The 20,337-nt window shown below is 60.0% G+C and carries 21 protein-coding genes and 1 pseudogene; 10 read left to right on the forward strand and 12 right to left on the reverse strand.

Annotated elements, in window-relative coordinates; translation table 11 throughout:
• Positions 1-110 precede the first annotated feature (110 nt).
• From ahpF to G1E_RS25050, 7 genes are all read right to left on the reverse strand, one after another.
• Entirely contained in the window at positions 111-1,688 is a 1,578-nt protein-coding gene (ahpF, locus tag G1E_RS25020) for an alkyl hydroperoxide reductase subunit F (RefSeq protein ID WP_009683180.1), read from the reverse strand.
• A 127-nt stretch (positions 1,689-1,815) separates the two neighbouring features.
• Positions 1,816-2,379 carry an alkyl hydroperoxide reductase subunit C gene (gene ahpC / locus G1E_RS25025; RefSeq protein ID WP_004375926.1) on the reverse strand — a complete coding sequence of 188 codons (564 nt, stop codon included), beginning with the start codon at positions 2,377-2,379 and terminating at the stop codon, positions 1,816-1,818.
• A gap of 180 nt (positions 2,380-2,559) precedes the next feature.
• Complete coding sequence (gorA, locus tag G1E_RS25030; protein WP_009683181.1) at positions 2,560-3,915, reverse strand: glutathione-disulfide reductase; 1,356 nt, start codon at positions 3,913-3,915, stop codon at positions 2,560-2,562.
• A 187-nt stretch (positions 3,916-4,102) separates the two neighbouring features.
• Complete coding sequence (gene galU, locus G1E_RS25035) at positions 4,103-4,942, reverse strand: UTP--glucose-1-phosphate uridylyltransferase GalU (protein WP_009683182.1); 840 nt, start codon at positions 4,940-4,942, stop codon at positions 4,103-4,105.
• Positions 4,943-5,214: 272 nt separating this feature from the next.
• Positions 5,215-6,129 carry a c-type cytochrome gene (locus G1E_RS25040; protein WP_009683183.1) on the reverse strand — a complete coding sequence of 305 codons (915 nt, stop codon included), beginning with the start codon at positions 6,127-6,129 and terminating at the stop codon, positions 5,215-5,217.
• Positions 6,126-6,776 (reverse strand): cytochrome c, encoded by a 651-nt coding sequence (locus G1E_RS25045; protein WP_029886316.1) that lies wholly within the window; start codon positions 6,774-6,776, stop codon positions 6,126-6,128. Before G1E_RS25045 ends, G1E_RS25040 begins: the two co-directional genes overlap by 4 nt.
• A gap of 145 nt (positions 6,777-6,921) precedes the next feature.
• Positions 6,922-7,281 (reverse strand): hypothetical protein, encoded by a 360-nt coding sequence (locus tag G1E_RS25050; protein WP_009683186.1) that lies wholly within the window; start codon positions 7,279-7,281, stop codon positions 6,922-6,924.
• A 159-nt stretch (positions 7,282-7,440) separates the two neighbouring features.
• Between G1E_RS25050 and G1E_RS25055 the strand changes: the two genes are divergently transcribed.
• The 8 genes from G1E_RS25055 (at position 7,441) to csrA (ending at position 13,239) form a co-directional block, all read left to right on the forward strand.
• Positions 7,441-7,743, forward strand: coding sequence for a DUF1883 domain-containing protein (locus tag G1E_RS25055; RefSeq protein ID WP_003250918.1), 303 nt, complete (start codon positions 7,441-7,443; stop codon positions 7,741-7,743).
• 7 nt (positions 7,744-7,750) lie between these two features.
• Positions 7,751-7,921, forward strand: a complete 171-nt coding sequence (locus G1E_RS28840; protein WP_009683189.1) for a hypothetical protein — start codon at positions 7,751-7,753, stop codon at positions 7,919-7,921.
• Positions 7,922-7,960: 39 nt separating this feature from the next.
• On the forward strand, positions 7,961-9,037 hold the full coding sequence (locus G1E_RS25060; RefSeq protein ID WP_009683190.1) for a nitronate monooxygenase family protein: 1,077 nt from the start codon (positions 7,961-7,963) through the stop codon (positions 9,035-9,037).
• A 176-nt stretch (positions 9,038-9,213) separates the two neighbouring features.
• The gene (gene modA, locus G1E_RS25065; RefSeq protein ID WP_225785876.1) at positions 9,214-9,936 is read left to right on the forward strand and encodes a molybdate ABC transporter substrate-binding protein; all 723 of its coding nucleotides are present in this window, start codon (positions 9,214-9,216) and stop codon (positions 9,934-9,936) included.
• Positions 9,936-10,616 carry a molybdate ABC transporter permease subunit gene (modB, locus tag G1E_RS25070; protein WP_009683192.1) on the forward strand — a complete coding sequence of 227 codons (681 nt, stop codon included), beginning with the start codon at positions 9,936-9,938 and terminating at the stop codon, positions 10,614-10,616. The genes modA and modB overlap by 1 nt, the downstream gene beginning before the upstream one ends.
• A gap of 1 nt (position 10,617) precedes the next feature.
• A complete protein-coding gene (modC, locus tag G1E_RS25075) occupies positions 10,618-11,709 on the forward strand; it encodes a molybdenum ABC transporter ATP-binding protein (protein ID WP_009683193.1) in 1,092 nt (363 codons plus the stop codon).
• A gap of 56 nt (positions 11,710-11,765) precedes the next feature.
• Complete coding sequence (locus G1E_RS25080) at positions 11,766-12,788, forward strand: DNA topoisomerase IB (protein WP_009683194.1); 1,023 nt, start codon at positions 11,766-11,768, stop codon at positions 12,786-12,788.
• A 253-nt stretch (positions 12,789-13,041) separates the two neighbouring features.
• A complete protein-coding gene (gene csrA / locus G1E_RS25085; RefSeq protein ID WP_009683195.1) occupies positions 13,042-13,239 on the forward strand; it encodes a carbon storage regulator CsrA in 198 nt (65 codons plus the stop codon).
• A 42-nt stretch (positions 13,240-13,281) separates the two neighbouring features.
• On the opposite strand, the gene G1E_RS25090 is transcribed toward csrA, so the two are convergent.
• From G1E_RS25090 to G1E_RS28065, 4 genes are all read right to left on the reverse strand, one after another.
• Positions 13,282-13,635: a response regulator gene (locus G1E_RS25090; RefSeq protein ID WP_009683196.1), complete on the reverse strand. Its 354-nt coding sequence runs from the start codon at positions 13,633-13,635 to the stop codon at positions 13,282-13,284.
• 11 nt (positions 13,636-13,646) lie between these two features.
• Positions 13,647-15,092: an ATPase domain-containing protein gene (locus G1E_RS25095; protein ID WP_009683197.1), complete on the reverse strand. Its 1,446-nt coding sequence runs from the start codon at positions 15,090-15,092 to the stop codon at positions 13,647-13,649.
• Between the two features lie 5 nt (positions 15,093-15,097).
• Entirely contained in the window at positions 15,098-16,258 is a 1,161-nt protein-coding gene (locus G1E_RS25100) for a nitrogen regulation protein NR(II) (RefSeq protein WP_009683198.1), read from the reverse strand.
• A gap of 686 nt (positions 16,259-16,944) precedes the next feature.
• Complete coding sequence (locus G1E_RS28065) at positions 16,945-17,160, reverse strand: helix-turn-helix domain-containing protein (protein WP_080671134.1); 216 nt, start codon at positions 17,158-17,160, stop codon at positions 16,945-16,947.
• Between the two features lie 1,341 nt (positions 17,161-18,501).
• On the opposite strand from G1E_RS28065, the pseudogene G1E_RS28510 reads away from it, so the two are divergent.
• Positions 18,502-18,597 (forward strand): annotated as a pseudogene (locus tag G1E_RS28510) (amino acid synthesis family protein); the annotation flags it as partial.
• Between the two features lie 250 nt (positions 18,598-18,847).
• Here the strand turns inward: G1E_RS28510 and G1E_RS25105 are convergent.
• Positions 18,848-19,714: a helix-turn-helix domain-containing protein gene (locus tag G1E_RS25105; protein WP_033690481.1), complete on the reverse strand. Its 867-nt coding sequence runs from the start codon at positions 19,712-19,714 to the stop codon at positions 18,848-18,850.
• 144 nt (positions 19,715-19,858) lie between these two features.
• On the opposite strand from G1E_RS25105, the gene G1E_RS29930 reads away from it, so the two are divergent.
• A partial coding sequence (locus tag G1E_RS29930; protein ID WP_047150212.1) for an FAD-dependent monooxygenase occupies positions 19,859-20,337 on the forward strand: 479 nt, incomplete at its 3' end.

A 20,337-nucleotide genomic window follows, 5' to 3' on the forward strand; every position in this document is an offset into this window, starting at 1 on the left:
CCGCGTCGCCTGCTTCGCGGGCTTGCCCGCTCCTACAGGTGAATCGCGCAGGCTTTTCAAATTTTGAGAAAGACAGTTGCTCCGCCTTCGAAGGCAGGGCCAGCCCAGGCTTACGCCGGTGCCGAGGTCCGGATCAGGTGGTCGAAGGCCGCCAGCGAAGCCTTGGCCCCCTCACCCACCGCAATCACGATCTGCTTGTACGGCACGGTGGTCACGTCCCCCGCAGCGAACACCCCTGGAATGCTGGTCTGGCCCTTGGCATCGACAATGATCTCGCCGCGCGGTGACAGCTCGACGGTACCTTTGAGCCAGTCGGTGTTCGGCAACAGGCCAATCTGCACGAAGATGCCTTCCAGCGCGACTTCATGCTGCTCGTCCGTGGCGCGATCCTTGTAGCGCAGGCCAGTGACTTTCTCGCCGTCGCCAAGCACCTCGGTAGTCAGCGCACTGGTGATCACTTTCACGTTAGGCAAACTGTGCAGCTTGCGCTGCAACACCGCGTCGGCGCGCAGTTGGCTGTCGAATTCGATCAGCGTCACCTGGGCAACAATACCGGCCAGGTCAATGGCGGCCTCGACACCCGAGTTGCCACCACCAATCACCGCCACGCGCTTGCCTTTGAACAACGGGCCGTCGCAGTGCGGGCAGTAAGCCACGCCACGCGCGCGGTATTCCTGCTCACCCGGCACGTTCATTTCACGCCAGCGGGCACCGGTGGCCAGGATCACGGTCTTGGCCTTGAGCGATGCGCCGCCCGCCAGGCGCACTTCATGCAAGCCGCCGTCGGTGGCCGGAACCAATGCTTCGCCGCGCTGCAGGTTCATGATGTCGACGTCGTACTGCTTGACGTGCTCTTCGAGTGCAGTCGCCAGTTTTGGCCCTTCGGTTTCCTGCACCGAGATGAAGTTCTCGATGGCGAGGGTGTCGAGTACCTGGCCACCGAAGCGCTCGGCAGCCACGCCGGTACGAATGCCCTTGCGCGCTGCGTAGATGGCAGCCGCCGCGCCAGCCGGGCCACCGCCCACAACCAGCACATCGAAAGCGTCCTTGGCGTTGATCTTCTCGGCCTGGCGCGCACCGGCGCTGGTGTCGATCTTGCCGAGGATTTCCTCCAGGCCCATGCGCCCCTGGCCAAACAACTCACCGTTCAGGTAGATGCTCGGTACTGCCATGATCTTGCGCGCTTCCACTTCAGCCTGGAACAGCGCGCCGTCGATGGCCACGTGGCGCACGTTGGGGTTGAGCACGGCCATCAGGTTCAACGCCTGGACCACGTCCGGGCAGTTCTGGCACGACAGCGAGAAATAGGTTTCGAAGGTGAATTCGCCTTCCAATGCCTGGATCTGTTCGATCACTTCGGCACTGGCCTTGGAAGGGTGGCCGCCGACTTGCAGCAGTGCCAGCACCAGCGAGGTGAATTCGTGGCCCATGGGTATGCCGGCGAAGCGCAGGCTGATACCTTTGCCATCGGCGCCAGCACCCGGGCGGCTCAACGAGAACGAAGGTCGACGCGCATCGGTGCCGTCCGCGCTGAGGGTAATGAGTGTGGACAAGCTGGCGATCTCCACCAGCAGGTCATGCAATTCACGGGACTTCGCGCCGTCGTCGAGGGAGGCAACGATCTCGATCGGCTGGGTGACCCGCTCCAGGTAGGTTTTCAGTTGCGATTTAAGCGTGGCGTCCAACATACGGGCGATTCCTTCTTCAATACTCGGATACAAAAACGCCCAGGCGAGGTCGCCCGGGCGTTTGACGGGGCGGTAGCTTGTTCAGCTTTGGCGGCTGCCTACCGCCCGCGTTGTTGCGCGCATGGCCTTAGATCTTGCCGACCAGGTCCAGCGATGGCGCCAGGGTGGCTTCGCCTTCTTTCCACTTGGCCGGGCAAACTTCGCCTGGGTGGGCAGCAACGTACTGGGCAGCTTTCACTTTGCGCAGCAGCTCAGCTGCATCGCGGCCTACACCACCGTCGTTCAGTTCGACGATCTTGATCTGGCCTTCCGGGTTGATCACGAAGGTACCGCGATCAGCCAGGCCAGCTTCTTCGATCAGCACGTCGAAGTTGCGCGAGATGACGTGGGTTGGGTCACCGATCAGCGGGTACTGGATCTTGCCGATGGTGTCCGACGTGTCGTGCCAGGCTTTGTGGGTGAAGTGGGTGTCGGTGGACACGCCGTAGATTTCCACGCCCAGCTTCTGGAACTCGGCGTAATTGTCGGCGAGGTCACCCAGCTCGGTCGGGCAAACGAAGGTGAAGTCGGCCGGGTAGAAGAACACGACGGACCACTTGCCTTTCAGGTCGGCTTCGCTGACCTGCACGAACTCGCCTTTGTGGTAGGCGGTAGCGTTGAACGGTTTGACCTGGCTGTTGATGATTGGCATGAGAGACGCTCCTTCATGGGGTTGGAATCAGTTGATGGATAGAATCCTAACTAATCATCCCGCTGAAGGCTCATTGGCAAAGCTCATGCTCGTGATTGGTTTTGGCTATAGCCAGAGGTACTTGATAGAAGACTCGGTTGTAGGAGCGGGCTGCCCCGCCCCTTCAACGTAACGCATAGATCAACGGCTAGCCGTACGCAGGGTGACGAACTCTTCGGCGGCCGTCGGGTGCACACCGATGGTTTCGTCGAATTGCTGCTTGGTGGCACCGGCCTTCAAAGCAATACCCAGGCCCTGGATGATCTCGCCGGCATCAGGGCCGACCATGTGGCAGCCCAGCACCTTGTCGGTGTCGGCATCGACCACCAGCTTCATCAGGGTCTTTTCCTGGATGTCGGTCAGGGTCAGTTTCATGGCGCGGAAGCGGCTTTCGAATATCTGCACCTTGTGCCCTGCCGCCAGCGCCTGTTCTTCCGTCAGCCCCACGGTACCGATTGGCGGCTGGCTGAACACGGCTGTGGGGATGTTCTGGTAGTCCACCGGGCGGTACTGCTCGGGCTTGAACAGGCGCCGTGCCACCGCCATGCCTTCGGCCAGCGCCACCGGGGTCAGTTGCACCCGGCCAATCACGTCACCAATGGCCAGGATCGACGGCGCGGTCGTCTGGTATTGTTCATCGACCCGGATATAGCCACGCTCGTCCAGCTCGACGCCGGTGTTTTCCAGGCCCAGGTTGTCCAGCATCGGGCGTCGGCCGGTGGCATAGAACACGCAGTCGGCCTGCAACTCGCGACCATCCTTGAGCGTGGCCTTCAGGCTACCGTCTTCAAGCTTGTCGATGCGCTGGATATCGGCATTGAACTGCAGGTCGAGGCCGCGTTTTTCCAGCTCTTCCTTCAGGTGGGTACGTACCGAACCATCGAAACCGCGCAGGAACAGGTCGCCACGGTACAGCAACGAAGTAGCCGCCCCCAGGCCCTGGAAGATACCGGCGAACTCGACCGCGATGTAGCCACCGCCGACCACCAGCACCCGGCGTGGCAGGCTCTTGAGGTAGAAGGCTTCGTTGGAGGTGATTGCCAGTTCCTTGCCTGGAATGTCCGGCACCTGCGGCCAGCCGCCGGTGGCGATCAGGATGTGCCTGGCACTGTAGCGTTGGCCCTCCACTTCCACTTCATTGGCCCCGGTCAGGCGCGCGTGCCCCTGCAGCAGGGTCACCCCGCTGTTCACCAGCAGGTTACGGTAGATGCCGTTCAGGCGCTCGATCTCACGGTTCTTGTTGGCAATCAGGGTGCCCCAGTCGAAGTGCCCTTCTTCCAGGGACCAGCCGTAACCGGCAGCCTGTTCCAGTTCATCGGCCACATGCGCACCGTAGACCAGCAGCTTTTTCGGCACGCAGCCGACGTTGACACAGGTGCCGCCCAGGTAACGGCTTTCAGCCACTGCCACTTTTGCACCAAAACCAGCGGCGAAGCGCGCAGCGCGCACCCCGCCGGAGCCAGCGCCAATCACGAACAGATCAAAATCGTAGGCCATGTGTTCTCTCTCCTAGCAGGCGCCCAGCATAACGCACTGAGGCCGCTTTGCAGCCCTTCGTGGCAAACCCGCCCCATCAGGTGGGCGCACGCCAAAGGCATGCGCGGTAACTGTAGGAGCGGGCCTGCCCGCGAAGGGCCGCGCAGCGGCCCCAGTCATCGCAATGTTGCTACAAGCAGCGGCTGTATCAGTAAGCCTTGCCAGTCTTGTAGTAGTTCTCGAAGCAGAAGTTGGTCGCGTCGATGTAGCCCTCGGCGCCACCGCAGTCGAAGCGCTTGCCCTTGAACTTGTAGGCGATCACGCAGCCGTTCTGCGCCTGTTGCATCAGCGCGTCGGTGATCTGGATTTCGCCGCCCTTGCCTGGCTCGGTGTTTTTGATGATGTCGAAGATATCCGGCGTCAGGATGTAACGGCCAATGATCGCCAGGTTCGACGGCGCATCTTCCGGTGCAGGCTTCTCGACCATGTTGGTAACGCGGAAGATGTCGTCACGGATCATGTCACCGGCGATGACACCGTACTTGTTGGTTTCCTGAGGGTCGACTTCCTGGATGGCGATGATCGAGCAGCGGAACTGGTTGTACAGCTTGACCATCTGGGTCAGCACGCCGTCACCTTCCGGGTTGACGCACAGGTCGTCCGCCAGCACCACTGCAAACGGCTCGTCGCCGATCAGCGGGCGCCCGGTGAGAATGGCATGGCCCAGGCCTTTCATTTCGGTCTGGCGGGTGTACGAGAACGAGCACTCGTCCAGCAGGCGGCGGATACCGACCAGGTATTTCTCCTTGTCGGTGCCCTTGATCTGGTTTTCCAGCTCGTAGCTGATGTCGAAGTGGTCTTCCAGGGCGCGCTTGCCGCGGCCGGTCACGATGGAGATTTCGCTCAGGCCGGCATCCAATGCCTCTTCAACGCCATACTGGATCAGTGGCTTGTTGACCACCGGCAGCATTTCCTTGGGCATGGCTTTGGTAGCAGGCAGGAAGCGCGTACCGTAGCCGGCTGCCGGGAACAAGCATTTCTTGATCATATACGTCCTTACAAAAGGCTAGGCCTGTGGAATTCGGCGCAGTCTAATCAGGCGGCACAAACCTTACAATGCCTGACCTGCGGCCGACCGATGGGTAGATAGAGATAAGCAAGTGTAGATAGTTCCGAGGGATCGCAAATATCGCCAGCAGACATGCAAGTGAAATGCCACAGCTCACGCATGCCTGTGGTGGCCTCCTGGCGAGCAAACCTGCTTCCACAACCACCGTTGCAGGCCAGGTTTACCCGCCAAGCGTTCGCTACAGGCACCCGTCAGCTACCGGTCCCCTGCCCGACCAGCACGCCATCGACCTTCTGCCCATACAGGTTCACGCCGTCATTGGCATGGAATTTCACCCGCGTCTTCTCGACAGAACCCTCTACCAGGCGGGGATCCTGCGGCCGTTCATGCCGGTTGATCCATGCCGCAACATCCCAGGCCTGCTGGTCGCTGAGGCTGCCCGGCTTGCCCAGTGGCATGTTGTACTTGATGAAGGATGCCGCCGTGTTGATACGGTGCATACCGGCGCCCCAGTTGTAGCTGTCCTTGCCCCACAGCGGCGGCATCACATATTCGCCCGCCACTTTCTGCCCTTCACCGTTGTCACCATGGCAAATCGCGCATTGCTCGCGGTACACCCGCTGGCCACGCGTGAAGTCGTACCCGCCTGCAGGCTGCGCGACTTCCGGGTAACCGCGCCCGGCAATTTCGACGCCGGTCGGCGCCTTGGTCGACAGCCAGTACGCGTACACCGACAGCGCCGTCATCTGCGGGCTGTCCGCGGCCGGCGGCTTGCCATTCATGCTGAACTGGAAGCAGCCCTGGATGCGCTCGGCAAAGGTGTTGATCTTGTCGTTTTTCTTGCGATAGGCGGGGTACATGGGGTACGCGCCCCACAGTGGCGCCGAATGGGCCATACGCCCCTGGTCGAGGTGGCAGTTGCTGCAGTTCATGCCGTTGCCCACCGCCTCGGGCATCAGCCGGCGGGTATCGACGAACAAGGCATGGCCTTCACGCACCATCTTGCCGAAGGCATTGGCGGGCAGCTCGTCTTCCGCCGGGGGCGTGAACTGCAGGGCGGCCTGCTTGCCGGGGACCTTCAGTTGCGACTGGTCTTCCATGGCGATAGGCGCGGCCTGGGCACTGCCCACAACCAGCAGCAACAGAGCGGGGATCAGCGGTTTCATGGTTTGACCTCCTGGCTGGCGGGGCGGGCGAAGAACTCGGCAACAGCCTTGATCTCGTCATCGGTCATGGCCTTGGCCACGCCGACCATCAGCTGGTTCGGGTCATTGCTGCGGCTGCCGTCGCGCCAGGCATTGAGCTGCGCCACCAGGTAACTGGCAGGTTGCCCGGCCAAAGGCGGGAAGTGCTCGCCAACGCCACCGCCACCCGGACCGTGGCATTGCACGCAACCAGGGATATGCCGGTTCCAGTCGCCGTACAGGGCCAGGCGGGTGGTAGGGTCGCCGGCAATCTGCTGGCGGCGCCCATCGACGACCTTGACTGCCGGCAGGCTGGCCAGGTAGCTGCTGACGGCGGTGATTTCCTCTTCGCTCAGGGCCTTGGCCAACGGCTCCATCACCGCCTGCTTGCGGCTGCCACTGCGCCAATCATGCAATTGCTTGCTGAGGTAAGCAGCCGGCAGGCCGGCCAGCCGCGGAAAGCCCGCCGCAGCGATGCCCTTGGCGTCCGGGCCATGGCAACCCAGGCAGGCCAGGGCGGCGGGGTTGGCCCCGCCCTGGGTGAAAATTTTCTGGCCATCGGCGGCATGCGCCCCGGGCCAGGCCAGGATCAGCAGGCTGCCGATCACGACGCGACTCAACGGTGTCATCACGAATCTCCATTTCTTTTGTTATAAGCTTAGGCTTAAAAAACATAAGCAAATGGATACTAGCCCCGTCGGGGAAATCGCAACAACGTCAGGCCGGCCGATCTGATGGCCAATAGCCCATTAACCGCCCTTTACTTGCCTCAGATCAACTCCCCGAGATGCAGTGGGTAGCTGCCGTGCGCACATCGCCCAGGCGCAGCGGGAAGTTGCTCAGCCGCTCATGCAGCTTGATGCTGCTGCCGCCGCCACGCTCATCGATATCCAGCAGGGCGGCCGGGCCAGCACCTGCTGTCAGCTTCTGCGGCACCGTCAGGCGCAGGCCGTCACCGCGCTGCTCTTCCACCAGTGGGTCACGGCTGTCGGCAAGCTGCGCCTTGACGCAATCGGCATACTCGCGGGGCGTCTTGCCAGAAATCACATCCAGGGTCGCATGCGATTGCTCCAGCTCGGAAACACTGACACAGCCACCCAGTGCCAGTGTCAACGCGGCCACCATCCACTTCATCTGTCATACCTCAACTTGTACGAACCCCGTTCGACCACCGTCAGGCGGTTTTGCTCCGTGCTTTGGCAGAATTATCCAAGCCCGGCGAACAGCGCGGCAGTATAACGGCACATCGTGGTATCTTTTGCCTTTGCTGAACCAACCCTTGCGGAGCATCACATGAAATTCGTACACCAGCGCGAGCACCTCAATGAGGACGACATCGTCGTCATCGAGTGTTCCCAGCGCTGCAATATCCGCCTGATGAACGACGCCAACTTCCGCAGCTTCAAGAACGGCGGCCGTCATACCTACCACGGCGGCCACTTCGAGAAGTTTCCGGCGAAGATCACCGTGCCCAGCACCGGGTTCTGGAATATCACCATCGATACCGTGACCACCCGCCCGATCTCGGTTACCCGCAAGCCCACCCTGACCCACAAGATCAAGATCATCCGTCGCTCGTCGTCGAAACTCAGATAAGGCCACCATGACCCAGACCATCAAGTACGTGATCAAATACAAACTCGACGGCCAGCGTCGCTGGGACTTCGCGCTGATGCCCGACGCCTCGCAAGCGCGAGCCCTCGAAGCCTTGCGCAAAATCCATGGTGAAGACGCCGACAAGATCAGCGACATTCAGGTCAGCAAGGCCCTGTAGTAGCCGCCGCACCGTTCGCCCAGCGCAAGGAGACCTCGCATGCGCCACTGGCCCGACCGCCGTATCCTCGACCTGCTGGGCATCGAGTTGCCCATTCTGCAGGCCCCCATGGCGGGGGCAACCGGCTCGGCCATGGCCATCGCGGTGGGCTCGGCCGGCGGCCTGGGCGCCCTGCCCTGCGCCATGCTCAACGGTGAGCAGGTGCGCGCCGAAATTGCTGCATTCCGCGCCGGCTGCCCGGGGCGCCCCTTGAACCTGAACTTTTTCTGCCACCAGCCACCCGCGCCCGACGCCGAGCGCGACGCGCGCTGGAAGCAGGCGCTCGCCCCCTACTACAGCGAAGTGGGGGCGGATTTCGCGGCGCCCACCCCGGTCTCGAACCGTGCGCCTTTCGATGAGGCGAGTTGCCAACTGGTCGAACAACTGCGGCCGGAAGTGGTGAGCTTCCACTTTGGCTTGCCCCAGGCCGACCTGCTGCAACGGGTACAGGCCAGCGGTGCCAAGGTGCTCTGCACCGCCACTACCGTGCAAGAGGCCGTCTGGCTGGAGCGCAACGGCTGTGACGCCATCATCGCCATGGGTTATGAAGCCGGCGGCCATCGCGGCATGTTTCTCAGCGACGCCATCACCAGCCAGATCGGCACCTTTGCCCTGGTACCGCAGGTAGCCGACGCGGTCCGCCTGCCGGTCATCGCCGCCGGTGGCATCGCTGACCATCGCGGCCTGGTGGCGGCCCTGGCCCTGGGCGCATCTGCCGTGCAGATTGGCACGGCGTACCTGTTCTGCCCCGAGGCCAAGGTTTCGCCAGCACATCGGCAGGCGCTGGACAGTGCGCCTGCCAGTGACACGGCGCTGACCAACCTGTTTACCGGCCGCCCGGCCCGCGGCATCAACAACCGTATCATGCGCGAGCTGGGGCCGATGAGCGCGCTGGCACCAGCGTTTCCGCTGGCGGGCGGGGCATTGATGCCGTTAAGGGCAATCACCGAGCCGCAGGGCAACAGCGACTTCAGCAACTTGTGGTCAGGGCAGGCGTTGCGGTTGGGGCGGCGTATGCCGGCCGAGGCGCTGACCCGGGACATCGCGGCCAAGGCACTGGCCAGGGTTGCCGGGTAGCCCGCGCCTGCGCGGCCTGCGGCAACCTTTCGTTAGCCCGTAATCACACCATCCTTGCGAATGCACCCAGCAGCCCTTCCCGACAACTGGCCTATCGCTATATAGTTGTGAATATAACGATAACCCAAGGAGCTGCCTGCATGCGTATCCGCCCGTCTCACCTGGCCTTCACTGCTATGGCCAGTCTGTTTGCCTTCAACACCGCCTGGGCCGACGAGGTTCAAGTGGCCGTCGCGGCGAACTTCACGGCGCCCATCCAGGCCATTGCCAAGGACTTCGAACACGACACCGGCCATACACTGGTCGCGGCTTACGGCGCCACGGGGCAGTTTTACGCCCAGATAAAGAACGGCGCGCCCTTCGAGGTGTTCCTTGCCGCCGATGACACAACCCCGAAAAAGCTCGAGGAAGAAAAGCAGATCGTCCCCGGTTCGCGCTTCACCTACGCCATCGGCACCCTGGCCCTGTGGTCGGCGAAAGAAGGCTACGTCGACGCCAAGGGCGAGGTGCTGAAACAAAACGCATTCAGCCACCTGGCCATCGCCAACCCCAAGGCCGCGCCATACGGCCTGGCCGCCACCCAGGTACTGGACAAACTGCAGCTTACCGCGGCCACCAAAGGCAAGATCGTCGAAGGCCAGAACATCACCCAGGCTTTCCAGTTCGTCTCCACCGGCAATGCCGAACTGGGTTTTGTCGCGCTGTCACAAATCTTCAAGGACGGTAAAGTGACCCAAGGCTCGGCCTGGATCGTACCGGCCAACCTGCACGACCCGATCCGCCAGGACGCCGTACTGCTCGACAAAGGCAAGAACAATGCCGCCGCCAAGGCCCTGATCGAATACCTGAAGGGGCCAAAGGCCGCCGCCCTGATCAAGTCCTACGGTTATGAAATCTGATGCCGCTGGATGCCAGTGACCTGGGTGCCATCTGGCTGACCGTCAAACTGGCCAGCCTGACCACGGTGATCCTGCTGATCATCGGCACGCCGGTCGCCTGGTGGCTGGCGCGCACGCGCTCCTGGCTACGCGGGCCGGTGGGCGCGGTAGTGGCGCTGCCGCTGGTGCTGCCACCGACCGTCATCGGCTTCTACCTGCTGATCGCCCTCGGCCCCCACGGCTGGCTCGGCCAGGCCACCCAGGCCATGGGCCTGGGCACCGTGGTGTTCAGCTTCACCGGCCTGGTCATTGGTTCGACTGTCTATTCCATGCCCTTCGTGGTCCAGCCGTTGCAGAACGCCTTTGCCGCCATCGGCCAGCGCCCGCTGGAGGTCGCGGCCACCCTGCGCGCCAGCCCGTGGGACTGTTTCCTCCATGTGGTGCTGCCGCTGGCGCGCCCCGGTTTCGTCACCGCCAGCATTCTCGGTTTCGCCCACACCGTGGGTGAATTCGGTGTGGTGTTGATGATCGGTGGCAATATTCCCGACAAGACGCGCGTGGTTTCGGTACAGATCTTCGATCACGTCGAGGCCATGGAATATTCACAAGCACACTGGCTGGCCGGCGCCATGCTGGTGTTCTCGTTCCTGGTGCTGCTGTTGCTGTACACCGGGCGCCGCAGTAAAGCCGGCTGGAGCTGAGATGACTGCATCGATAGTGGCGCGCCTGAACCTGCCACGTGACGACTTTACCCTGGACGTAGACCTGCGCCTGCCCGGCCGCGGCATCAGCGCCCTGTTCGGTCAGTCCGGCTCTGGCAAGACCACTTGCCTGCGCTGCCTGGCGGGGCTGGAGCGGGCTGCCAACGCCTATGTCGAGGTCAACGGCGAGGTCTGGCAGGACAGCAGCCGTGGTTATTTCCGCCCTCCCCACCTACGCCCGGTGGGCTATGTATTCCAGGAGGCCAGCCTGTTCCCACACCTGTCGGTGCGCGCCAACCTGGAATTCGGCTGGCGCCGCCTGGCGGCCGCCGAACGCAAAGTCAGCCTGGGCCAGGCGAGCCAGCTGTTGGGTATCGGCCATTTGCTGGAGCGCCGCCCGGCGACTTTGTCGGGTGGTGAGGCGCAGCGGGTTGGCATCGCCCGCGCCCTGCTCAGCAGCCCGCAGCTGCTATTGATGGATGAGCCGCTGGCCGCCCTCGACGGCCCACGCAAGCGCGAGATACTGCCGTACCTGGAACGCCTGCACGGTGAGCTGGACATCCCGCTGGTGTATGTCAGCCACGCACAAGACGAGGTGGCACGCCTGGCCGACCACCTGGTGCTGCTGGAACACGGCCGAGCCGTGGCCAGCGGCCCCATTGGCGAAACCCTCGCCCGCCTCGATCTGCCGCTGGCCCAGGACGATGACGCCGGGGTGGTGTTCGAAGGCCGGGTGGTGGGGCACGACCCGCACTACGATCTGCTCGACCTGCGCCTGCCCGGCGAACATGGGCCCTTGCTACGCATCGCCCATGCCGCCCGGGCCATGGGCGACACCTTGCGGGTCAAGGTGCAGGCGCGTGACGTAAGCCTGGCACTGACAGCTGACAGTACCTCGAGCATCCTCAACCGTTTGCCGGTCCAGGTGCGCGAAACCCGCCCCGCGGCCAACCCGGCGCATGTACTGGTCAGCCTGGACGCTGGCGGCAACCTGCTGCTCGCGCGCATTACCCGGTTTTCGGCAGAGCAGCTCGCCCTGCACGCGGGGCAGGTCGTGTACGCCCAGATCAAATCGGTGGCGCTACTGGGCTGAGCATACCTGGCACGCGTGTTGTCCATTGATCAGTGATCTGATCGAGGCCAAACACCATGCTCGACTGCCCTCTGCCGCGCAGTTTGCACTATGTCGAAGACAGCCAGCCAGGCCTGACCCGGCGCCGTTGGCGCGACCGCTTCATCTACCTGGACGCCGATGGCGAACGGGTCCGCGACAAGGACACCCTGGCGCGCATTGCCGCCCTGGTGATCCCCCCGGCCTACACCGACGTGTGGATCTGTGCCGACCCGCAGGGCCACCTGCAGGCCACCGGCCGTGATGCGCGTGGCCGCAAGCAATACCGCTACCATGTGCAATGGCGCGAACTGCGCGACCAGCACAAGTACGGCCGCATGCTGGCCTTCGCCCAGGTTTTGCCGAAACTGCGCGCACAACTGGAAACCTACCTGGCACGCCCAGGGCTGGACCGGGCAAAGGTCATGGCACTGGTGGTAAGCCTGCTGGACCACACGCTGATCCGCATTGGCAACCAGCGCTACCTGCGCGACAACCAGTCGTACGGCCTGACCACCCTGCGCAACCGCCACGTAGAGGTCAAAGGCAGCAGCATTCGCTTCCAGTTCCGCGGCAAGCGCGGTGTCGAGCACAACGTCACCCTCAATGACCGGCGCCTGGCCAACCTGCTCAAGCGCTGCATGGAACTGCCCGGGCAGGCGCTGTTCCAGTACCTGGATGCCGACGGCCAGCGCCATAGCGTCGGCTCGGCCGAGGTCAACCAGTTCCTGCAGCAACTCACAGGTGCCGACTTCACCGCCAAGGACTACCGCACCTGGGCTGGCAGCAGCCTGGCGCTGGACCTGCTCAGGCCATTGGCCTGGGAACCGGAGGCCGAGGCCAAACGCCAGGTGGCCGCCATCGTTCGCCAGGTGGCCACGCGCCTGGGCAATACCCCGGCGGTCTGCCGCCGCTGTTACATCCACCCCGCCGTACTCGAACACTACGCCCTGGGCCGCCTGGCGGACTTGCCAAAGCACCGCATACGCAAAGGCCTGGACCCTGAAGAGGTGGCTTTGCTGGTATTTCTTCAAGCCCTAGAGGAACAGGACGGTCATTAAGCCTGTCTATTTAATCCATGATGCGAAGAAATTTCCCATTGGCCGCCAACGGCCCTATTCTTGCCACCGAGCACCTTGGCCGACAAATCGCTGACGGTTTGCTTTGGCACCTGCAAGTGAAGGTACGCAACAGAATTTTTCTGTCGGGGAATTACTATCCGCCGAAAGCGTCTTTAATGAGAAGGAACAGGGACCCGCTCCCGCCGCCGCGGCAGTTAGCCATGCGGACTTTATTATCACCAAGGAGAACTACATGCTGATACTCACCCGTAAGGTTGGCGAAAGTATCGTCATCAATGATGACATCAAAGTCACCATTCTGGGCGTCAAAGGGATGCAGGTGAGGATCGGTATCGATGCACCGAAAGATGTACAGGTCCATCGGGAAGAGATCTTCAAGCGTATCCAGGCCGGCAGCCCAGCCCCGGAAAAGCACGACGATTCACAGTGAACCCCGGCTGACCAAGCGCATGGATGCGCTCGGCCGCAGGCCTCAGGCTTTCAGTAGCTCACGCACCTTCGCAATCATCTTGTCCATATCGAATGGCTTGTCGAAAATGGCCTTGAACAGGGCAGGACAGACCTGGCTGGCCTGTGCGCCACTCATGAGAATGACTGGCACCTCGCGCAGCGCCGAGCAGTCACGCATGGCGCGCACCAGCTCCTCGCCATTGAGCACCGGCATCATGTAGTCGGTGATCACCAACTGCACGCTCTCGGCCACAAGCATTTCCAGCGCCTTCTTGCCGTTGATGGCCTTTTTCACCTCGTAACCTTCCTCCTCCAGGGCGAAGGCCAGGATATCGGCGATCAGGTATTCGTCATCGACGATCAGAATGGTATTCATTGCCCCGCCTGTCACCCGCCGTCCTGCGGCACCGGCGTACCCGAAAGCACCCCGCTGTTGCCGGCGAATGCTTTATGTAGCGTTATGCCCTGGGGCCCGATCAGCAGCTCGTGCAAGGCCGGGTCATGGTGGCTGTCACGCACCTTGAGGATCGACAGCATACGCCGCAGCTGCGAGTCCAGTTCCACAAAGCGCATCAGCATCAGGTTGTCGACGATGCTCGACAGGTCCGGCGCCGGTGCGCTGATCTCGGCGCCGAAAATATCGCGCATTTCCCAGGTCAGCATCACGCTGACGCCGCGCGCGCACAGCTCACCGGTCAACGCGCGAAAGAACGCATTGAGGCGGGCCGGGTCGGTGGCCAGGCGGCTGAATGCCCCCAGGCTGTCGATCACCACGCGCTTGCTGCCCACTGCGGCGACCCGCTCCAGCAGCCGCGCGCCCACTTGGTCGAGCAACCCCTCTGTGGTGGGTTGCCAACACAATTGCAAACTGCCGCTTTGCTCCATCGCGGCAAAGTCGTACCCCAGCGATGCGGCCTTGCTGCGCAGGCGCTCGGGCGTTTCATAGAAGCCGAAATGCAAGCCTGGCGCTTGCGCGGTACTGGCGCCAAGAAATGCCAGGCACAACGAGCTCTTGCCAATACCGGACGGGCCGATCAACAAGCTGACCGAACCGTTCGCCAGCCCGCCGCCGAGCATTTCATCGAACGTGGGTACCCCGCTGGTGACGCGCCCCACATTGCCGCCGGCGACCTGGCTGGGGTGGCTGAACAGCGCTTCCAGGCGCGGAAACACGTGCATGCCGGCTTCGTCGATCAGGCACTCGTGGCGCCCCGACAACGCCCCACTGCCGCGGGTTTTGCGTAACTGGACATGGCGCACGGCACGGCTGCCCAGTAACTGCTCACCCAGCTCGATCACCCCATCGACCATGGTGTGCTCAGGGCTCCCCTCCTCCAGCCGGGCGCTGGTCAGCAGCAACACGGTACAACCCGCGAACCCCGCGTGGCCTTGCAGTTCGGAGACGAACTTCTTGGTGTCGAGCGTGGTGTGTGCACGGGCGCGGGCATTGAGCACGCCGTCGACGATCAGCAGGCTGGCCTTTTGCCGGGTGATTTCCTGGCGCAGCAAGCGCACCACAGCCTCCAGCCCTTCCTGCTCCAGGGTGTCGAAAGCGCTGACGAACTGGATCTGGTCACCAATCAACCCCTGGTCGAAGAACGCGAGCGTCGACAGGTACTGGAACAAGCGTTCATGTGACTCGCTGAGCAAGGTAGCCACCAGCACCCGACCACCGTCACGCACGTGGTTATGGGCCAGCTGGTTGGCAAGAATGGTCTTGCCGGCACCCGGTGGCCCTTGAACGATGTAGGAGGCGCCAGCCACCAGGCCACCCCTGAGCAACGCATCGAGCCCGTCGATGCCCGTTATCAGCCGCCTGAGTGCCTGTGCCATGTTGTCTACCTGTCGAGTGGGCTGAGTGCCTGATTCTGATACATTGGCAGATAAAGTTGCATGCAAGTTCCACGACCCGGCGCGCTATCGACACAAATAGCGCCACCGCTCTGCCTGGCGAAGCCGTACACCTGGCTAAGGCCCAGGCCAGTACCCTTGCCAAAGGGCTTGGTGGTGAAGAATGGCTCGAAGATGCGTGGCAGCACTTCGGGCGCGATACCCTCGCCACTGTCCTCCACCCCAAAGCACACAAAGCGGCCGTGCAGCCCTTCTACCTCGCCGGCCAAGTCGACCAGCTCCACCCTCAGGTCGATATGGCCATTGCCGGTGATGGCGTCGCGGGCATTGAACAACAGGTTGAGCAAGACCATTTGCAGCTGCCCGGCATCGACTTCGATCAGCGGCAGGTCCGGTTGCAGCACCACCGTCAGCGTGATCGCACTGGGTAACGCATGCTCCAGCAGGCCACGGGTGGCGGCAACCAGGGCAGCCGGTGCAACACTGGCCACATCGAGCTGGCGGTGGCGGGCGAAGCTGAGCAATTGCTGAGTCAGCTCGGTGCCGCGCTGCCCGGCATCGATGATGTGCTGCAGCATGCGCTGCGCCCGCACCGGGTCCTGGGTAGTCTGCGCCAGGCGTGCCGAGCTGAGAATGATGGTCAGCATGTTGTTGAAGTCGTGCGCCAGGCCACCGGTCAACTGGCCAAGCGCCTCAAGCTTCTGCGCCTGGAACAGCTGGGCGCGCATGGCATCCAGTTGCATGGCAGACTCACGACGGTCGGTAATGTCACGGGTGACCTTGGCAAGGCCGACGATCTGGCCGTCTTCGTCGCGAATCACATCCAGTGCGGCCAACGCCCAGAACTGCGTGCCATCCTTGCGTACCCGCCAGCCTTCATCCTGTGCCACACCCTGCTCGAGCGCCTGGCGCAGCAGGCACTCAGGGCGGCCGTCAGCGCAGTCCTGCGGGGTAAAAAACAGCGAAAAGTGCCGGCCGACCACTTCGTCGGCGCGGTAACCCTTGATCCGTTGCGCGCCTGCATTCCACGACACCACATGCCCAGAAGGGTCGAGCATGTAGATGGCATAGTCCACCACCGACTGAACCAGCTGTTCATAACGGTGGGCGGGCATGTCGGGGGGGTCGATGCTATCAGCTGAAACCATGCATACTCCACTGGCACAGCAGGAAGGACAAAATGAACGTAACCCGGTGTGCCCAGCCTTGAGCCATCCCTTGACACTCTTGGATCCAACCAATCTGTAACAGTGGCTTAATGACTGCAACGTGTCAATTGCCCATTACAACTGCCCTCTCATCTGTAGATCATAGGTGCTGCGGTTGACTCAACTATAACAATGGGTTATAAAGCGCGCTTGATTGCAAAGCCCTTCTGCTTAGAAGCGAGCCGGTCGTTCACGACCCCTTCAAGCGTGCGAGTGTGGTGGAATTGGTATACACAGCAGACTTAAAATCTGCTGACTGTCAACACCTTTTATGTCATGCCATTGCACCTACATAAAGGGCTGTAGACCACGTACAACCAAGCTTCTAGCGTTTGCCCTCGTCCTCTATATCCTTCATTATTTTTGGTCTTTTTGAGAGCTTGGTAGCCATTTGGTAGCCGGCACTTAAAATTAAGCTCAGCTCTCGTAAGCTTTCCTCAGCGCTCGTAAGCCCAAAGTGCCTCCTCCTCGAACAATCTTATATTTTCTAAAATTTTTTCCATCATTAAATCGGCTACCAAACCCGCCCTCCAAGCACAAAAAAACCCAGATCGATCTGGGCTTCTTGCTAGCCAGAGCATAGTGCCGTGGCCTGTATGAGCATCATGCTCGCGGCTCGGTAGCGGTCAGCAACCAGATGGGCAATACATAATTTTGGAAAATGCCACAACATCTTGAGTGCGGTAATAAATACGACGAGAAACATGCTTTAACGCAGGAATTTCTTTCGCGTGCTTATTAGTATACCGCCAAAACCTCAAGGTTTCTTTTGACACACCAAGGACGTCTGCAGTCTCATGCACGTCGAGAAACTCTTTAGCCAATTTATCAGCCGCGATCATTAAAACCCTCTCAAATATTCACTTACACTAAAGCACCCCTCCCTAGGCGTCAATTAAAGCTAAATGTTTGCACAGCCAACCGTCAAGGCACGAGAGACACATTTTCAAAGGGTGTGTCAGCAGCATACTCACTGACTGGCCTGAAGCCCTAGCAAACACAGATGGGTATGCCAGACGCATACCTTTATAGAAGTAATTGAAAACCCATTGAACGGTGAATGAGAGCTGCGGGGGCTGGGTACTCGAGGATTGATCATCCCCGCATGGATCACCCCGCGCCGACTCTACGATAAAAACTTTCCACCGCACACCATCTGTATGAGGCAAATACAGCGAAGCTGCCTTTACCAGCATTAGCTACCCCCCAAATGCTTGCGACCTCTACGGATATGCGCCAAGCACTATAAAGCCAACAATTTAACAGTATATTTTCCGCGTACTTTCTTTAAAAAAATGGCACTTTTTTTATTTGAGGTCAAAATCAAGCCAGCGCCTACGGCGCTGAAAAAAAGCGATGCGCCTGCGGCGCTCAAAAGCAAGCCACGCTCACGCGCATGCGCGTGAGGTGAAGTGGCGAGCAATGGGGCGAGGCAAGGGTGGCATGCAGACCTGAGCTATCATCATCCACCTAAAACAGCAGAATTTATGATCTCAAAATGGCATCAAAAAATCTGCAAAATAAGAGACCTCTGCTTTTTTTTGCTAACAAAATAATAGAGCTCCGTTTTTGAAAAAACATTTCAAGGGGGGGTATGAAAAAAAATTTCATGAGAGCTTCAGAACGAGCAGATCACAGCACATCCATACACCGTCGAAAAATATACTAGCGGTTTATGCCAAACTATACTGATGGTTTATTTATAACGCGAAATCGGGCTCACTTTCCAAGAAACCAATATTGACACCTTTTTTTCCTGAGTTTCTGTGCTAAAGTCACGCCTTTTTGAAACCCTATCAACGCATCGTTAACTCAACGAAAAGTGACTTCTGTGCAATTTAAAAACTCTCCTCATCCTCGAGATCCAGAAATCAGATCAGCCTTTCAGATAGCCATGCCGATCAATGTGATGCATACCACTGTGCACCTGCATGACATAGATCATTTATATAGAAGTCACCAAAGCTATTCAGCATCTGAATTGGTCTATTAGGCGGATTACCCGTGGGCCAGTAGCTTTGCGATGGTCACCCTATAGTTGCATGGCATTGCAGGCCTGATTGGAGCAATGAGCAAAAAAAAGACGCTTTATTAGTGATGCGTGGAGAGGGGGTTACCTGGGAACTTATATAGTAAATTCTTGGCACCAGGTTGTTGATGGGAGCTATGAGCCTTACAGCAACCTCGTGGTATTGGGTGCTGCAGATGGCGGGCGAGCTCATCCACGTATCGGTAACCGCTACATGGATCAGAAAGAGCTGGATGCTGAAAAGGCATAACTTGAATGCGCTGCAGTGGCTCCCATACCACTGCAGCCTATCTACCCTGTCGGCGCTGAGCGATTGCGGCTGAAAATCCAGAAGTTAGGAATCACCATACGCAACTCCGACAAGGGATCTGCAGACGATCAGTTTGTTGACAAGCCTCGGCGACTGTACGACAGCTGCATTGTGTGCTTGAAAGGATGCGACGGAGTCATGACGCCGCCACGGAAATATGAGATTGCCCGAGCGATTTGAGGGCAACTTCTCAGTGTTTCGCGTCCCTAAAATCACGCGGTGATGCGCCCACGGCCTTTTTGAAGAATCGTGAGAAATAGGCAGGGTCAGAGAATCCCAGACTATCGGACACCTGAGTGATCGTCATTTCCGTGTAGACCAGGCACCGCTTGGATTCGAGCAGCAATCGATCATTGATCATCTGGAGCGCTGACTGACCGGCCCTACGCCTGCAGATTGCATTCAGATGGTTGGTGCTGATGCCGAGCAGTTTTGCGTAATGGGAGATGGGCCAGTGCTGCCGATAATTTTCATCCAGCAAAGTGGTAAATGCTTGGAGATGCTCCAGGCCACGCTCATGGCCGCCCTGGTTATTGCGCTCCCTTATCGCAGCATGACGTGTGATCCAAACGATCAAGAGATTGATCAACGAATGCAGGGCGAGCTCACGACCTGACCTACCTTGCTGATGCTCCGCATTGATTTCCCCAAAGAGCCAATCGAGGTGATCGACCTCGTTTTGGGCGGGAAGACATAGTGGCCGGGAAAACTCTGATTCTAATGAAGGTGGCAGGCTCTGCAGGATGGGCGAGGCAAAGGTCAGGATGTATCCCTCAACGTCGCTGGAGAAGCTGAAAGTGTGGATGCTCAACGCTGGTACGACTTGGACAATCGGCACCTGAGAATGGACGTTGTTGTCCTCGACCTGCAGCTCCGCGATACCTTTTCTGACGTACAGGATCTGGAACAAATCGACATGGCGGTGCGGCTTAATTTCCCAGTCATGGAGGCTGCTACGCTCCGCGATAGATTCGCAGTGCATCAGATCTGCTGCGGGCCAGGCAGCTGATTCTCCGTACAGTTTGAAGGCGGGAACTGAGATGGACGGCTTAGCCAAGCGATTACCTACTATCGTTCAAAAGTCCAAGTAATTAGTCGGATAGCGCCTTCTTCCGAGGGAAAAAGTCACCAATTATACAGGGGACAAAAACAACCCAGCCCCAGATGCCCAGGAATCTGAGGGTGAAGAGAGGCAAAAAAAATGAAAACTCGAGTCGCTATTATTGGTTCCGGCCCCTCCGGACTGCTGCTGGGTCAACTGCTGTTGAACGCTGGCATCGACAACATCATCATCGAACGCAAAGACCCCGATTACATCCTCTCCCGCATTCGCGCAGGCGTTCTTGAACAGGGCACTGTTGACCTGCTTCGGGAGGCAGGCGTAGGTGCTCGAATGGATGAAGAAGGCCTCATTCACGACGGGTTCAAAGTGGCGTTCGACGGTCGGAGCGAACATATCGACCTGAAAGCTCTGACCGGTGGCAAAACCGTGATGGTGTACGGTCAGACTGAGGTCACACGCGACCTCCTGCAGACTCGCAAGGGTGCTGGCGGACTTAGCATTTACGATGCTGATGACGTGCAGCCACATGGCCTGCAGAGTGACAAGCCCTATGTCACCTTCGTGAAGAACGGTGAGACGGTCAGGGTTGACTGCGACTACGTGGCTGGCTGTGACGG

The sequence above is a fragment of the Pseudomonas sp. TJI-51 genome, assembly GCF_000190455.2.
Classification (GTDB): domain Bacteria; phylum Pseudomonadota; class Gammaproteobacteria; order Pseudomonadales; family Pseudomonadaceae; genus Aquipseudomonas; species Aquipseudomonas juntendi.

Bases quoted from the DNA above. Each gene is read 5' to 3' on its own strand.
- ahpF (WP_009683180.1), bottom strand. From the start codon at position 1,688: ATGTTGGACGCCACGCTTAAATCGCAACTGAAAACCTACCTGGAGCGG.
- G1E_RS25080 (WP_009683194.1), top strand. From the start codon at position 11,766: ATGCTCGACTGCCCTCTGCCGCGCAGTTTGCACTATGTCGAAGACAGC.
- modC (WP_009683193.1), top strand. From the start codon at position 10,618: ATGACTGCATCGATAGTGGCGCGCCTGAACCTGCCACGTGACGACTTT.
- G1E_RS25040 (WP_009683183.1), bottom strand. From the start codon at position 6,129: ATGAAACCGCTGATCCCCGCTCTGTTGCTGCTGGTTGTGGGCAGTGCC.
- G1E_RS25095 (WP_009683197.1), bottom strand. From the start codon at position 15,092: ATGGCACAGGCACTCAGGCGGCTGATAACGGGCATCGACGGGCTCGAT.
- G1E_RS25100 (WP_009683198.1), bottom strand. From the start codon at position 16,258: ATGGTTTCAGCTGATAGCATCGACCCCCCCGACATGCCCGCCCACCGT.
- csrA (WP_009683195.1), top strand. From the start codon at position 13,042: ATGCTGATACTCACCCGTAAGGTTGGCGAAAGTATCGTCATCAATGAT.
- gorA (WP_009683181.1), bottom strand. From the start codon at position 3,915: ATGGCCTACGATTTTGATCTGTTCGTGATTGGCGCTGGCTCCGGCGGG.
- G1E_RS25060 (WP_009683190.1), top strand. From the start codon at position 7,961: ATGCGCCACTGGCCCGACCGCCGTATCCTCGACCTGCTGGGCATCGAG.
- ahpC (WP_004375926.1), bottom strand. From the start codon at position 2,379: ATGCCAATCATCAACAGCCAGGTCAAACCGTTCAACGCTACCGCCTAC.
- G1E_RS28840 (WP_009683189.1), top strand. From the start codon at position 7,751: ATGACCCAGACCATCAAGTACGTGATCAAATACAAACTCGACGGCCAG.
- G1E_RS25055 (WP_003250918.1), top strand. From the start codon at position 7,441: ATGAAATTCGTACACCAGCGCGAGCACCTCAATGAGGACGACATCGTC.
- G1E_RS25050 (WP_009683186.1), bottom strand. From the start codon at position 7,281: ATGAAGTGGATGGTGGCCGCGTTGACACTGGCACTGGGTGGCTGTGTC.
- G1E_RS25090 (WP_009683196.1), bottom strand. From the start codon at position 13,635: ATGAATACCATTCTGATCGTCGATGACGAATACCTGATCGCCGATATC.
- galU (WP_009683182.1), bottom strand. From the start codon at position 4,942: ATGATCAAGAAATGCTTGTTCCCGGCAGCCGGCTACGGTACGCGCTTC.
- modB (WP_009683192.1), top strand. From the start codon at position 9,936: ATGCCGCTGGATGCCAGTGACCTGGGTGCCATCTGGCTGACCGTCAAA.
- G1E_RS25045 (WP_029886316.1), bottom strand. From the start codon at position 6,776: ATGACACCGTTGAGTCGCGTCGTGATCGGCAGCCTGCTGATCCTGGCC.
- G1E_RS28065 (WP_080671134.1), bottom strand. From the start codon at position 17,160: ATGATCGCGGCTGATAAATTGGCTAAAGAGTTTCTCGACGTGCATGAG.
- modA (WP_225785876.1), top strand. From the start codon at position 9,214: ATGGCCAGTCTGTTTGCCTTCAACACCGCCTGGGCCGACGAGGTTCAA.